The following is a 13,745-nucleotide window of genomic DNA, read 5'->3' on the forward strand; positions in this document are numbered from 1 at the left end:
TTGGGCTTGTTAATTCTTCTATTAATATGGTAAAAAATACTAAGGTAAACCAGAAAAGTTTGGTTCCTCTTATTATTAAATCATTTAAAAAATAGGTCAATAAAGCTTATATTCGCTCCACAATCGTTTCACCATAGCTTAATAATAATTCAAATATTCAATACCATGAGTTTATTCGAAAAACATAAAGATATTTTAAATAAATCTATTGAAGCTCTTCATAAAAGAGGTTTTTTTGCAGCCTATCCTGAACACCCTTCACCACAAGTGTATGGAGAAACTGCGGACGAAGACGGGCGTAAGAAATTTCAGGGCTCAATGGGTAAGAAATTTGAGGAGCTACAGCAAGGTGCCGCTGCAAACTGGGTAGGAGTGGAAGAGTCGCCCTACCTTCAGGAGGCGCTCAATATTCAATACCCCGCATACCCTATTGAAACCCTGGTAGAAAATGCAAATAAAGCCTTCCACCAATGGAGGAAAGTAGATGTTGAGGATAGAGCGGGAATATTGATTGAGTCACTAGAGAGGATAAAAGAGCGCTTTTTTGAAATAGCCTACGCTACCATGCATACCACCGGACAAGGCTATATGATGGCTTTTCAGGCTTCGGGACCGCATGCTGCAGACAGGGCACTTGAGGCTATAGCAACAGGGTACGAGGAGCTGAAAAGGTTTCCAAGCGGGGTTATATGGGATAAGCCCATGGGCAAATACAATATTAAACTGGATAAAGAATGGAGAGCAGTGCCTAAAGGAATAGGACTTGTTATAGGCTGTTCGACTTTTCCTACCTGGAATTCAGTACCCGGAATATATGCAAGTCTGATCACGGGAAATCCGGTAATTGTAAAACCTCATCCCGGGGCAATTTTGCCTATAGCCATTTTTGTTGCGGAGATTCAGAAAGTACTTGTTGAAAACAATCTTGACCCTAACATTTGTCAACTGGCTGTTGATAGCTACGACAAAATGATCTCCAAAGACCTTGCGGAGCACAAAGATGTTAAAGTGATTGACTTTACAGGTAACTCGGAGTTTGGAAGCTACCTTGAAAGGCTGGAGGGAAAAGCTGTATTTACAGAGAAGACAGGTGTTAATTCTGCTATTCTGGATTCTGTTGACGATGTAGATAAAGTGGCTGCCAATCTGGCTTTCTCATTGACACTGTATTCAGGACAAATGTGTACCGCACCACAGAACTTTTATATTCCCAAAGACGGTATTAACACACCCAATGGTAAGGTCAGTTTTGATGAATTCGCTCAAAAGCTTGTAGATAATATTAACGGGTTGGTAGATAACCCAAAGGCAGGGCCGTTTGTGTTAGGTACTATACAAAATAAGAGGACATGTGACCGGGTAGATGAAGCCAAAAACATGGGAGGAAAAGTATGGCTGGAGTCGCGAAGTATTGAAAACCCAATGTTTAAAAACGCAAGAATCTCAACCCCGGTACTAATTGAAGTAGATGCGGCTGATAAAGAAAAATTCAGCAAGGAACTCTTTGGACCGATAGGCTTACTCATTAAAACAAATGATACTGACCACTCCGTTGCTTTGGCCAGAGAGATGGCTTTAGATCATGGAGCAATCTCTTGTGGTGCCTATACCAATGATCCGGATGTAAAGGAAAAAATAGCAGATGAAATGGCTCTTGCAGCTACACCGGTGTCATTTAACCTGGTGGGAGGTATTTATATGAACCAAAACGCAGGCTTTAGCGATTTCCATGTCACGGGAGGGAACCCTGCCGGTAATGCTTCTTTCACTAACCCTGAGTATGTGGTTAAAAGGTTTACCTGGGTGGGTCACAGAGAGCCTGCGAAGGTTTAGATATTTAGACATTTGGATATTAAAGTTTTGAGAGGCCGGGTCAGAAAGTATCCGGCCTCTTTTATTAGCCGCTCTCTGAGAGATCTCTAATTGTCTTATTTTGGTTCCTTAATCCGTCACTATTTGTATCTTTATGCCCATTAAAACCAAGCATAAGAAACCATAATCTTAGCCATGAATAAATTAGTAATTGGTAGCTTTGACGAGTTTGAAAAGTACCTGGGACAGGAGTTGGGGGTGTCTGATTACCTGAAAATAACCCAGGAGCAAATCAATAAATTCGCCGAAGCTACACTTGATCCGCAATGGATACACATTGACCCCGAAAGGGCTGCTACCGAAAGCCCTTTTAAAAGCACTATAGCGCATGGGTATCTAACCCTTGCTGTTGCTCCATACCTCTGGAAACAAATAGCCGAATTTGAGAATGTTAAAATGATGATCAACTATGGCATTGAAAAATTAAAATTCAATCAGCCTGTGCTGGTTAACAGTGAAGTAAGGCTTAGAGCCAAACTGCAATCACTGCTTAACCTTCGAGGGGTTACAAAAGCACAATTGGATATCGAACTGGAGATAAAGGACAACAAAAAACCAGCTTTCACAGGTTCACTGATCTTTTTGTATCATTTTGAGTAGCATTGTATAATAAACAAAAAATGATTAGGTTTGGAATAGGTTGCGAAGGGCAGCCTGTTCCCACAAAAGATAAACTCACCCTTTGCCAATAATAAATACGGTTGTTAATTTTAATTTCCGCCAGATGTGGGAGGTGGCACTTTAGGAAATTATTATGCACAACTTAAAACCTGTCCGGCTAAATGAGCTAAAGCTTGAGGCCACTTTTCTTCTCAAAGACCTAACAAATAATTCGACCCAAACCGCCGGGACTTTATCAAGGTTTAAGGTAATTCCGGGCCTTTTCAATAAAGCAGATATCCTGATAACCCAAGGCAAGCATGTAAAATTAAAACATGCCTATCAGGTATTAGCTTTAGAGAGAGGCTTTAAAAGCTGGTCTGACCTTAAGCATTTTGTGGTTGAGAAAGATTGCCTGTACCGGCCGCACCTCGTCCCATATGTTCATTCCTGGTTTAAACAATACCAACCTGCAATGGAGTATCATCAAAAGCATGGAGGCTATCTGTTGGCTTTCTGGAGTGATATTATTGTTTGCGGGGAGGAATATATAAAAGGCCTGGAATTGGACGCCTGTCAGGCAGAATGGCAGGCTGTAGCCTATGACTGGGTAAGGCCTACGGATGAAATGGCCTGGCAGGTTTTAAGTGAAAAGGCAAAGTCCAACTATTTGAAATTATAACAAATCTCACATCAATCAATTACAGCTATGAAAAATCAAATTGGAAGAATGGTCATTCTGGTAGAAGACTATGATCAGGCACTTAATTTTTATCAATCAAACTTTGGGTTCAATATCCTTCACGATGTTACGACAGATGTAGGTCAGCGCTTTTTACATATAGGTACTGGTAAAACGGATGCCTTAGGAATCTGGTTTTTAAAAGCGGATGGAAAAAAGGGAAAAGAAAGAATTGGTAGTCAAACGGCAGGCCAGCCTGCTTTGGTTATTTATACCGATACACTTAAGGAGCTGTATAACAAGTTAAAGGACAATGGAGTGAAAATGAAAACAGAGCTCGTGATTACCCCGGAATATAAATTTTTTCATTGCTTCGATCTATATGGCAATGAAATAGTAGTGGTTCAACTGGATTAGTATACAGGGTGCTTTAAAAGACCAATAGCTTTTAAGGCACTCTCATTAACCTTAACTAAAAGAACCATAGCTTAATTGCCAAGCCAATGACCATTACTACAAGAACCCTTTTAATCCACTTATCGCCACTTTTGACAGACCAACGGCTGCCGATCCAGGCGCCGGCGGAATTGCCAACCACCAGGGTAAGGCCATAATACCAGTCGATAACGCCTTCGAGAATGAAAACCCCCAGAGAAGAGAGTGTGTAAATAAAAACAACCAGGACTTTTGCACTATTTGTTTTTACAAGCGTAAATCTGTTGATCCCGGTTAAAGCGGCCATGATCAGAAAGCCTACGCCAGCCTGGATAAATCCACCATAAATTCCTACAAAAAAGAAAATGATGACACCTGTTATTGTGGATTTTGTATCAGTCCGTTCGGCACTTGTTCCAGTTACGGTTTTTCTGCTAAAAACTGTAGCCAGTACGACTAATACCATAACGATAGCAATGATTTTATTAAATAGCTCATCATCCAGCTTTACCGATATTTTAGCGCCTATTATTGCGCCGAAGAAAGCAGAAATACCCAGATAGAGGCTATAAGGATAAGCCGATACACCTTTGGATTTAAAGCCCAGCACGCCAAATATGTTCTGAGAGAATATAGCAACACGGTTGGAAGCATTCGCCACAGCAGGCGGTAACCCCATAAATATCAAAATCGGCAGGCTAAGCAGTGATCCTCCGCCGGCAACAGTATTAATAAAACCGGCAGCTAAACCGGTACCTATAAGAACAATAAAGTCAAGTGCATCCATGATAAAAAATATACATCGCTAAACTAATTAGAATCAGGAATTAAAAAAGAACTCTCAAACTACTAAATAGCTTATTTTCTTTTTTGTAAAAGAAAATACAACAGTAGCTAAACATTTTGTGTTATGAGTCGTTTAGTATTACAGTTATTAATGATAGTATTGCTATCAAAAATAGAAGTAGTAATAATGACAGCATTAAAGCTCCACATGAATAACAACCTGTACGTGCGAGACCCGCAAGATACAGAGCTGGGAAGGAAAATCCTGGAGGTAAGCATTGAAATGATAGATGAACTGGGGTTTGAAAAATTCACTTTTAGAAAGCTTGCTGCCAGAATAGAGTCTGCTGAGCCTTCAATTTACCGGTATTTTGAGAATAAGCATCGTTTACTGGTCTATCTCATAGCCTGGTACTGGAACTGGCTGGAGTACCGGATTGACTTCAGCACCCAAAACATAACGGAGCCGGGCGAAAAACTGAAGATAGCAATTGAACTCCTGGCGCAAAGGAAACCAAAGGATCCTCTATTTGCCTCCATTGATGAGGCAGCCCTTTATAGAATAGTAATAGCAGAATCAGACAAAACTTATCTGACAAAACAGGTGGATGATGATAATAAAGAAGGCCTGTTTTTGGGATTCAAATCTCTGTGTAAAAAGATAGCAGGATATGTTCAGCTTATCAATCCCAAATATGAATTTCCACATACCCTGGTGAGTACACTGATGCAAATGGCCCATCAGCAGTTGTTTTTTTCTGATCATTTGCCTTCACTTACAGAGATCGGAAAGACTTCTGAAAATAAATACGAAATGAATAAAAGATTTTTAACGGATATGGTTTTTAAGACAATTGATGCTTCCGAATAAACTGAGATGAATAATCAACACATATTAAATACACTGCAAAGATCTTCTGCTTTATTAAAGCAGGACTTTAATGAGAATAACCTTCAGGAATTCAGTAGTACATATCGCGATTATGATAGCGATAATGTTCAGGATTTTAAGCGTGATCTTATTGAAGCAGGTAACAGGCTAAGGATCATATATCTCGATAATCAATTGGATGAAAACCCTTTTTATGGATTTATAAGTGAAGTTGAGATTCCAATTGTTGCTTTTGCCTTAATTGAAGGGAAAAAGTATCCTGTTATTTTTTATAGTGAGAAGGGGAAAAGATACTTTGAAGTTATCGGAGAAAAAAGTAGTAGCTCAACACAATTGACTGATGAAAATTGGCCTGATTTGTATAAGGATGAATCAGGAAAGGTGCTTTTTTTAGGTGTTTTTTCATATAAAAGTCTTGTCAGTGATGATCCTGATGAGGGGGAAAATGTCAAACCCTACACACCATTTAAGCGGCTGATACGTTTGCTGGCCGAAGAAAAGAAAGACATTTCCTATATCTATGTGTATGCTGTTTTTATAGGTATAATAAGCCTGTCGCTTCCATTAGGTATTCAGGCGGTTGTTTCGCTGATCTCAGGCGGTGTATTTTTTAGTTCTGTTTACGTCCTTATATCATTAGTCATTATAGGAGTACTTGTAGGAGGGGGGCTGCAAGTTATGCAGGTAACACTTGTTGAATACCTTCAGCGGCGTGTATTCATAAAGGCTGCCTTTGAATTTGCTTTCCGTGTTCCGCGCATTAAAGCAGAGGCTCTTTTAAAACACCATGCCCCTGAGCTAATGAATAGATTTTTTGATGTACTTACTATTCAAAAAGGATTGCCCAAACTGCTAATCGATCTTTCATCAGGTGTTATTCAAATTATTTTCGGGTTACTTCTGCTATCGTTTTATCACCCGTTCTTTGTTTTCTTCGGGCTCTTCCTGCTGGCTGCGCTCGGAGGTATTTTCTATGCTACCGGTAATAAGGGTCTGTCGTCATCTATAAAGGAGTCCAAATACAAATATCAGGTTGTGCATTGGCTTGAAGAACTGGCGCGTACAATCAATAGCTTTAAATTGTCAGGTAACACCAGCCTGCCCATGAAGCGTACTGATACAAATGCAAATAATTATCTGAAATACAGGAAAGCCCACTTTAGCATCTTGATTCAACAGTATTCCTTTATTGTACTTTTTAAAGCACTGGTTATTGGTGGAGTTTTAATTATCGGCACCATACTGGTGGTACAGAGAGAAATCACCCTCGGTCAGTTTGTCGCTTCCGAAGTAATTATAATTCTGATTGTCAGTAGTGTAGAGAAGATCATCATGTATATGGATGTAGTCTACGATGTCCTGACTGCTGTAGATAAGATATCTCAGGTTACAGATCTGCCTTTGGAGCGTAGCGGAGGCCTTACTTTCCCGAAGGGTTTTAATGGTGGTTTTGAGATCAAAGCAAAGGGATTGTCATATAAATTTAAGGATAACCACGATTATACATTAAGAAAAATAGACCTATTAATTAAAAAAGGGGAAAGAGTGTGTATTGCCGGTTCCGGCGGTTCAGGAAAGACAGTGTTGACCAATGTAATTTCAGGTTTGCTCACTGACTTTCAAGGGGCAGTCACAATCAACAATTTCTCAGTACGAGACCTGGACCTCAATAACCTCAGGGACAGGGTGGGGAAAAATGTGTCGCAGGAGGATATTTTTGAGGGCACAATACTGGATAATGTACTGCTGGCCAAACCCTACGCCAAACCGGAAGATGCCATTTGGGCCCTGGAGAAAGTAGGTGCGCTTGATGACGTAAATGCCATGCCTCAGGGACTGGACACTCCGGTAATTAGCGGAGGCAAGGGATTGCCCAGTAGCCTGGTAAACAGGCTTATACTGGCGAGATGCCTTGCCAAACATCCTTCACTGCTTATCCTTAACGATTTTTTCAGTGGGTTCAGCAGACCAGAGCGAATGGCACTGATGACGATGCTTATCCAGCCGGAGAACCCATGGACGATGTGGGTGGTGTCCAATGATCCGCTGGTGATGGCAGCATGTGACAGAATAATTGTGCTGAGCAAAGGTAAACTTGCGGCGCAGGGCACATTTGATGAATTGGCTAATAATGGTGCACTTAAAGATATTCTGAATTGAGATGCTGAACTTATCATCTATATCAATAAAAAAGCGGGTAAATGAGGATGAACTTTATACCCTCAAAACTCTCAAAACCCCTGATGCGGGTAAGGTATTGGCAAAATGGCTGCTGGGCTTTATGGTTATCTTTATAATTTGCCTTTTTCTGCCCTGGCAACAAAACATAAGGGGTGAAGGTAAAGTAACTGCCCTTACACCTCAGAATCGGCCTCAGACAGTCGAAAGTGCAATAGCCGGAAGGATCAAAGAATGGAAGGTAATGGAGGGAGAGTACGTTAAGCAAGGAGATACTATCCTCACTCTTTCGGAAATAAAAGATAAGTACTTTGACCCTGACCTCCTGAAGCGTCTTGAGGAACAACGTACAGCTAAGGGCAATGCTCTGGAGGCTAAGCGCGATAAAGCTGAAGCTTTGCGAGATCAATTGGCAGCATTGAGGGAGGCGCTTGATGTAAAACTAAATCAGGCCAGAAATAAGTACTTGCAGGCCAGGCTCAAGCTGACCAGCGACAGTGTGGATTTTCAGGCTGAGAAGGTCAGGTATGCCAACTTTGAAAACCAGTACGAACGAAATAAGGTGCTCTATGAGGCCGGCAACATAGCACTTACCAAATTTCAGGATATTGAATCAAAACTGCAGGAAAGTAAAATGAAGCTCGTTTCGGCTGAGAATAAATTTCTTCAAAGCAAGGCCGAAGTGATCAATGCGAAAATTAATATAGCAGGAGTTAATGCAGAGTACGGAGATAAAATTAATAAAGCAGAATCTGATAGAAACGCTACACTTTCCCAAGTCTATGAGGCTGAAGCGGAGCTGTCCAAGCTGAAAAATGAAATTGCAAATATGCAGATTCGCAGCCAGCAATATCATCTTCAGGCACCTCAAAGCGGGTACATTGTACAAGCCCTCAAAGCCGGCATAGGAGAAACTATCAAAGAAGGAGAACCTGTAGTTTCTGTTATTCCTGAGTCTTTAGACAAAGCCGTTGAGCTTTATGTAAAGGCCATGGATGTGCCGCTTATATCCACCGGCAGAAAAGTGAGAATAGAATTTGACGGATGGCCGGCGTTGCAGTTCTCAGGCTGGCCCAGTGTTTCTGTAGGTTCCTTTGGAGGAATAGTGAAAATAATAGACAGGGTGAATACAAAAAACGGAAAGTTCAGGATACTGATCACACCGGACCCGGATGATGAAGAATGGCCGGAACAGGTGAGATTAGGCTCTGGTGCCAAAGGATGGATTATGCTTGATGATGTGCCGCTTTGGTATGAGATCTGGCGACAGCTCAACGGATTTCCTCCCAGCCTTTATGAAAGTCAAACAGAGTCAGAAGAAAAGAAGAATGAAAAGTAATATCATTATTTATACGCTTTGCTTTTTATCTGTAGCCGGTATGGCTCAACCTGCTGATAGTGTCGTTTTTACCTATGCTGATTTTCATCAGCTGGTCATTGAGCACCATCCGATTGTTAAACAAGCAAAGCTACTATCAGAGCAGGCGGCACAGGACGTAAGAATGAGCCGTGGAAATTTTGACCCTAAAATAGAAGCAACCTGGAGTAAGAAGTCATTTAAAGACACTGAATACTACAATACATTTAAAGGAGCTTTAAAAATACCAGTCTGGTTCCCTGTTAATCCCGAGATCGGGGTAGAGCAAAACTCCGGAGAATACCTTAACCCTGAGAAGTACATTTCAGAGACCTCTGATCATCGTCAGGTTTATGGAGGAGTGTCTGTATCAGTAGGCAGAGGTTTGTTTATCGATGAACGTAGAGCGGTAGTGAAACAGGCACTTGTTTTTCAGGAGATGGCTGAATACGAACAGGTCAAACTTATTAATAAACTGTTGCTGACCGCCTCGGTAGATTATTGGGAGTGGTATAATGCCTACAATAATTTCAAACTGGCAGAGCAAGGTATAAGTATAGCCAGGGATATATTTGATCGTACCCGAATGGCGTTTCAATATGGTGAAGCTGCCGCTATTGATACTGTGCAGGCATTTATAACGTGGCAAAAAAGAAAAATAGAGTTTCAACAGGCAGATGTTGAGCAAACCAATGCAGCACTGCAACTTTCCAATCACTTATGGACGGCCTCTGGTATCCCTCTTGAATTACAGGGAGGTGCTGTGCCTGAAGTAGTAGTGCTTACACAAACATCCGAAGAAGAACTTGCCCGATTACTGGATCTGGCCAGGAATAACCATCCTGAACTGCGAAAGCTGGAGCTTAAAAATGAAGTACTTCAAATAGATCAAAGGCTTGCCCGGGAAAACCTGAAACCCCGGCTCGATGTGGGATATTACCTGCTCGACCAGCCATTTAATGCTAACGGTGATAAAACCGATGTAAGCCTGGATAACAATTACAAAGTAGGGCTGAATTTTTCATTTCCCCTTTTTCTGCGAAAGGAGCGGGCCAAAATTAGCCAGGCAGAACTAAAAATTAGCGATAATAACTATGAGCGTGATTATCGCGAGAGAGAGCTGATCAATGAGATCAACAGTCATTATAACGAGTTGGTTAATACCATTCAGATTGTGGAGAACCAGCGTCTAATGGTGGCGGGTTATAATGCTGTAGTAATAGCCGAAAGATTAAATCTGCAAAATGGAGAAAGTGACCTCTTTAAACTCAACCTGCAGTTGGATAAACTGATCGAGGCAAGGAGTAAATTACTTAAACTCAATACAACCTACAAAAAGAATGAAGCCTACCTGTATTGGTCAGCAGGGATTAGTCTTGGAGAAAACCTGTAAAGGTTTCACAACTTATCTTACCCGTGCTTTTCGTACTACACGTGCAAAGAGCCCGGGTAAAAATCTTTTGAGATAAACACCATAAACCTCTCTGCCTCCAATGTAAACCTCGTTTTTGCCCGATTCAATTGCCCTGATCATTTTTTTGGCAAACACATCTGCCGGCATACCCTTGGCCTGGGCATTGTCCATCTGATTAAGTTTTTCTCCTTTTTCAGTTAGCGCATTGATAGAAACATTGGTTTTAATAAAACCCGGACAGACCATGGTAACCTTAATGTTGCTACTGTATATTTCCGCTCGTAATGAATCAAAAAAGCCATGTAAAGCATGCTTGGAAGCGCTGTATCCAGACCGGTAAGGGGTTCCGAATTTCCCCACGAGGCTCGTCACAACTACATAGTGGCCTGCTTTACGGTTTATAAAATGCGGGAGAAGATGTTTGGTAAGCTCCACCGTCCCGAAATAGTTGACCTCCATAAGCCTCCGGTCAACTTCCGGAGTGGTATCTTTGGCCAAAGCGCGCTGGCTAACGCCACCATTATTGATCAATATATCTATATGACCAAACATCTGGATGGCGGCCTCGGTGGTTAGTCTCAAAGTGTCACGTTGCCCCAGATCAAGTGGCAGAACCTGAATACGCTCTTCCTTCCCCTCACATGAAGTTCTGACACGTTCAAGTTCATCTCTTCTTCTGGAAGAAAGTATCAGCCTGGCACCTTTTCTTGCTAAAGCATAGGCAAGTGCTTCCCCGATACCTGATGAAGCTCCCGTAATCCAGATAACTTTGTTTTTAATATTCATGAGCAGCCATTAAACCGGTGTAAATCACTTCCTTTTGTAAGTTACGAAGTCAAACTCATATGCATGTTTCTCATCCGTACTATGATGGATGCGTTCAGTTTCTTCCCATTGGGAATGATCAAATTCAGGAAAGAAGGCATCTCCATCAAATGAAGCTTTTATTTCGGTAAGATACATGATATCAGCTACATCAAGCCCCAATTTGTAGATCTCACCGCCTCCGATAATAAAAACCTCGTCTTCATCATTGGCTTTGGCCAGTTGAAGGGCTTCTTCCAGGTTGTGTACTACATGTGTACCCTCTATTTTAAGAGACTTTTGTCGAGTCATTACTATGTTGGTGCGGTTGGGTAACGGGCGGAATTTTTGAGGAATAGATTCATAATTTTTCCTACCCATAATTACATGGTGCCCTGAGGTTTTACTCATAAAAAACTTCATGTCATCCGGTAGGTTCCACACGAGGTCGTTATCCTTACCTATAACATTATTCTCTGCTACAGCAGCGATCATTGATATCTTCATCTTTCAAAAATTCTTATAATCCTAAAATATAAGAAATAAATAAGGACAATAATTGTTTGCAGATATTGAAACGGATAAAAATACCCGCACCAGCTCATTGACAGAGTGGGCCATTGAGCTTAGAAAATAATGGGTGAAAAGTTTAGCTTATTAAGCTCAGAGCCCGGTTGTAATTTCTGTTAAACTGTATTTCCTCTTAAAAACTCCTCAATACCCATTCTGCGCTTGCCTTCTATCTGCAATTCGGTTACACTAATAGCCGCATCCTCGGTTCTGAAATGTAAATAAGTTTTTTTATCAGATACATATTGTCCCGGTTGCAGTCCATTTAGTTCCTTAATCATTTCCTGCTTTTCAACTTTATATAACTTCAGGTTTTTGCCGGTTATTTCCGTCCAGGCAGCCGGGTATGGCGACAATCCTCTTATAAAGTTGTATACTTTACCTGTCGACTGTTTCCAGTCTATCTGGCATGTCTCCCTGAAAATTTTCGGAGCTTTTTTTAACTCCTGATTTTCATTTTGATCTGTCTGAGGGTAGTCCTCTTGTTGGATAGCCCGGACCGTTTTAAGCACGAGTTGAGCGCCTTTTTTCATCAGCCTTATATACAAATCTCCCACGGTGTCATTTTCCAGAATGCTTTCCTTTTCCTGGAAGATTATTTTTCCGGTGTCAATCTCATGTTTTAGAAAAAAAGTAGTTAAACCCGTTTCCCTTTCTCCATTAATTATGGCCCAGTTGATAGGGGCAGCTCCACGGTATTGAGGAAGAAGTGATGCATGAAGGTTAAAAGTTCCTATTTCCGGCATATTCCATACCACTTCAGGCAGCATGCGAAAAGCTACAACTATTTGCAGGTTGGCATTGTAGCTCTTAAGCTCCTCTATAAATTCAGGGCTTTTAAGGTTGGTTGGTTGTAAAACGGGCAAATTGTACTTTACTGCACAGTCTTTGACCGGTGAGGTCATTAACTTTTGTCCGCGGCCTTTTGGTTTATCCGGTGCGGTAATTACCGCTACCACGTTGAAATTGTTCTCAAGAAGTATTTCAAGTGAAGGCACCGCAAAATCCGGTGTGCCCATATATGTGATTCGAAGATCCTTCATTGCATAACTGAGGTTAGGAAGGTGCAAAGATTGCCTCTTTTATCTTCTTAACAAATTTGTTTGACCTCAATTCACACTTTCTCCGGGTGAATTGAGGTTGCGTAGTTTACGCTGTACCTCACGGGTAGTTTCAATATAGTTTGCCGGATGTTTTTCAAGAAAATGTCTTGGCCTGAAGTTTCCGCAGTTCACAAAATCAATCAGTACTCTATATGAAGTCGGCTCCCATATTGAACACAGAGGTTCGGGAAAGCCATGATAAAAACATGTTGCCATTGCGTTTGGATCGCGATGTTTTACCAATATACTCAATACCTCTTCATCAACGAAAGGCATATCGCAAGCCAAAACCAACCAAGCCACCTCTCTGAATTCTTCCTGCGCGCTGAGAATCCCTTTCAGCGGTCCCTTATAGTTATTGGAGTCTTCTATAAAAGGTAATGTAATGCTCTTTGCCTGATTGGTGTTGCAGGACAAGTACACATAGCGGCAAAAATGGGATAGCAGGTCGAAGCTATGCTTACGTTGGTTTGTTGAGTGATAGCTGATTAAACTTTTATCCTTGCCCATCCTCCGGCTCTCTCCGCCAATCAACACCAGTCCGTACAACTCCGGTACCTTCATTTTCTGAGAAAGTCCTTTTTGCCACCTGTTTTGCTCATCAGCTGTGTTTCTTTTATCACTATGTCGTGAGACAGCGCCTTACACATGTCATAAATAGCCAGAGCAGCTACAGAAGCACCGGTAAGTGCTTCCATTTCCACACCGGTTTTTGCCGTGGTAATGGTGGAGCAGGTAATTACAATTTCATTACTTTCTACTACGACCTCTATTTTGCAATCATCCAGTGCTATGGGGTGGCAGAAAGGTATCAGCTCTGAAGTTTTTTTTGCAGCCATAATACCAGCAATGATACATGTGTGGAATACAGGTCCCTTTTTTGTATGAATTTCGTCATTTTGAAGCAATGAGAGAATTTCTTCTCCCACACTGATCCTGGATTGAGCTATGGCAGTACGCTTTGTAACCGATTTATCAGAAACATCTACCATTTTTGGATTTCCCGAAGGATCAATATGAGTGAATTTGTTATCTTTCACGCTCTTAAAATT

The 13,745-nt window shown here is 41.3% G+C and carries 14 protein-coding genes; 8 read left to right on the forward strand and 6 right to left on the reverse strand.

The genetic code is table 11. The features are described 5' to 3' along the window. The first annotated feature begins 165 nt into the window (after positions 1 to 165). The 4 genes from paaN to LVD17_RS16070 all read left to right on the forward strand — a co-directional run bounded on the left by paaN (position 166) and on the right by LVD17_RS16070 (position 3,571). Positions 166 to 1,833: a phenylacetic acid degradation protein PaaN gene (paaN, locus tag LVD17_RS16055; RefSeq protein WP_233760028.1), complete on the forward strand. Its 1,668-nt coding sequence runs from the start codon at positions 166 to 168 to the stop codon at positions 1,831 to 1,833. Between the two features lie 174 nt (positions 1,834 to 2,007). Then, complete coding sequence (locus LVD17_RS16060; RefSeq protein ID WP_233760029.1) at positions 2,008 to 2,472, forward strand: MaoC family dehydratase; 465 nt, start codon at positions 2,008 to 2,010, stop codon at positions 2,470 to 2,472. Between the two features lie 154 nt (positions 2,473 to 2,626). Next, positions 2,627 to 3,154 carry a hypothetical protein gene (locus LVD17_RS16065; protein WP_233760030.1) on the forward strand — a complete coding sequence of 176 codons (528 nt, stop codon included), beginning with the start codon at positions 2,627 to 2,629 and terminating at the stop codon, positions 3,152 to 3,154. A 27-nt stretch (positions 3,155 to 3,181) separates the two neighbouring features. Continuing rightward, entirely contained in the window at positions 3,182 to 3,571 is a 390-nt protein-coding gene (locus tag LVD17_RS16070; protein WP_233760031.1) for a VOC family protein, read from the forward strand. 55 nt (positions 3,572 to 3,626) lie between these two features. On the opposite strand, the gene LVD17_RS16075 is transcribed toward LVD17_RS16070, so the two are convergent. Further along, positions 3,627 to 4,376, reverse strand: coding sequence for a sulfite exporter TauE/SafE family protein (locus LVD17_RS16075; RefSeq protein WP_233760032.1), 750 nt, complete (start codon positions 4,374 to 4,376; stop codon positions 3,627 to 3,629). Positions 4,377 to 4,499: 123 nt separating this feature from the next. On the opposite strand from LVD17_RS16075, the gene LVD17_RS16080 reads away from it, so the two are divergent. From LVD17_RS16080 to LVD17_RS16095, 4 genes are read left to right on the forward strand one after another with little or no spacing between them, the layout of a single operon-like run. Continuing rightward, positions 4,500 to 5,246: a TetR/AcrR family transcriptional regulator gene (locus tag LVD17_RS16080; protein WP_233760033.1), complete on the forward strand. Its 747-nt coding sequence runs from the start codon at positions 4,500 to 4,502 to the stop codon at positions 5,244 to 5,246. A gap of 6 nt (positions 5,247 to 5,252) precedes the next feature. Beyond that, a complete protein-coding gene (locus LVD17_RS16085; RefSeq protein WP_233760034.1) occupies positions 5,253 to 7,427 on the forward strand; it encodes a peptidase domain-containing ABC transporter in 2,175 nt (724 codons plus the stop codon). A 1-nt stretch (position 7,428) separates the two neighbouring features. Continuing rightward, the gene (locus tag LVD17_RS16090) at positions 7,429 to 8,784 is read left to right on the forward strand and encodes an HlyD family secretion protein (protein WP_233760035.1); all 1,356 of its coding nucleotides are present in this window, start codon (positions 7,429 to 7,431) and stop codon (positions 8,782 to 8,784) included. Further along, positions 8,774 to 10,195 (forward strand): TolC family protein, encoded by a 1,422-nt coding sequence (locus LVD17_RS16095; protein WP_233760036.1) that lies wholly within the window; start codon positions 8,774 to 8,776, stop codon positions 10,193 to 10,195. Before LVD17_RS16090 ends, LVD17_RS16095 begins: the two co-directional genes overlap by 11 nt. A gap of 12 nt (positions 10,196 to 10,207) precedes the next feature. Here the strand turns inward: LVD17_RS16095 and LVD17_RS16100 are convergent, their stop codons facing one another. From LVD17_RS16100 to moaC, 5 genes are all read right to left on the reverse strand, one after another. Next, a complete protein-coding gene (locus LVD17_RS16100) occupies positions 10,208 to 11,002 on the reverse strand; it encodes an SDR family oxidoreductase (protein WP_233760037.1) in 795 nt (264 codons plus the stop codon). 24 nt (positions 11,003 to 11,026) lie between these two features. Further along, positions 11,027 to 11,527, reverse strand: a complete 501-nt coding sequence (locus LVD17_RS16105; protein WP_233760038.1) for a dihydrofolate reductase — start codon at positions 11,525 to 11,527, stop codon at positions 11,027 to 11,029. 179 nt (positions 11,528 to 11,706) lie between these two features. Then, on the reverse strand, positions 11,707 to 12,633 hold the full coding sequence (gene fmt, locus LVD17_RS16110) for a methionyl-tRNA formyltransferase (protein WP_233760039.1): 927 nt from the start codon (positions 12,631 to 12,633) through the stop codon (positions 11,707 to 11,709). 66 nt (positions 12,634 to 12,699) lie between these two features. Beyond that, a complete protein-coding gene (locus LVD17_RS16115) occupies positions 12,700 to 13,257 on the reverse strand; it encodes an NTP transferase domain-containing protein (RefSeq protein WP_233760040.1) in 558 nt (185 codons plus the stop codon). Continuing rightward, on the reverse strand, positions 13,254 to 13,733 hold the full coding sequence (gene moaC, locus LVD17_RS16120; protein WP_233760041.1) for a cyclic pyranopterin monophosphate synthase MoaC: 480 nt from the start codon (positions 13,731 to 13,733) through the stop codon (positions 13,254 to 13,256). The genes LVD17_RS16115 and moaC overlap by 4 nt, the downstream gene beginning before the upstream one ends. Positions 13,734 to 13,745 lie beyond the last annotated feature (12 nt).

The sequence above is a fragment of the Fulvivirga ulvae genome (assembly GCF_021389975.1).
GTDB lineage: Bacteria > Bacteroidota > Bacteroidia > Cytophagales > Cyclobacteriaceae > Fulvivirga > Fulvivirga ulvae.

Coding starts and splice junctions, on each gene's coding strand:
- paaN (WP_233760028.1), top strand. CDS start 166: ATGAGTTTATTCGAAAAACATAAAGATATTTTAAATAAATCTATTGAA.
- LVD17_RS16060 (WP_233760029.1), top strand. CDS start 2,008: ATGAATAAATTAGTAATTGGTAGCTTTGACGAGTTTGAAAAGTACCTG.
- LVD17_RS16065 (WP_233760030.1), top strand. CDS start 2,627: ATGCACAACTTAAAACCTGTCCGGCTAAATGAGCTAAAGCTTGAGGCC.
- LVD17_RS16070 (WP_233760031.1), top strand. CDS start 3,182: ATGAAAAATCAAATTGGAAGAATGGTCATTCTGGTAGAAGACTATGAT.
- LVD17_RS16075 (WP_233760032.1), bottom strand. CDS start 4,376: ATGGATGCACTTGACTTTATTGTTCTTATAGGTACCGGTTTAGCTGCC.
- LVD17_RS16080 (WP_233760033.1), top strand. CDS start 4,500: ATGAGTCGTTTAGTATTACAGTTATTAATGATAGTATTGCTATCAAAA.
- LVD17_RS16085 (WP_233760034.1), top strand. CDS start 5,253: ATGAATAATCAACACATATTAAATACACTGCAAAGATCTTCTGCTTTA.
- LVD17_RS16090 (WP_233760035.1), top strand. CDS start 7,429: ATGCTGAACTTATCATCTATATCAATAAAAAAGCGGGTAAATGAGGAT.
- LVD17_RS16095 (WP_233760036.1), top strand. CDS start 8,774: ATGAAAAGTAATATCATTATTTATACGCTTTGCTTTTTATCTGTAGCC.
- LVD17_RS16100 (WP_233760037.1), bottom strand. CDS start 11,002: ATGAATATTAAAAACAAAGTTATCTGGATTACGGGAGCTTCATCAGGT.
- LVD17_RS16105 (WP_233760038.1), bottom strand. CDS start 11,527: ATGAAGATATCAATGATCGCTGCTGTAGCAGAGAATAATGTTATAGGT.
- fmt (WP_233760039.1), bottom strand. CDS start 12,633: ATGAAGGATCTTCGAATCACATATATGGGCACACCGGATTTTGCGGTG.
- LVD17_RS16115 (WP_233760040.1), bottom strand. CDS start 13,257: ATGAAGGTACCGGAGTTGTACGGACTGGTGTTGATTGGCGGAGAGAGC.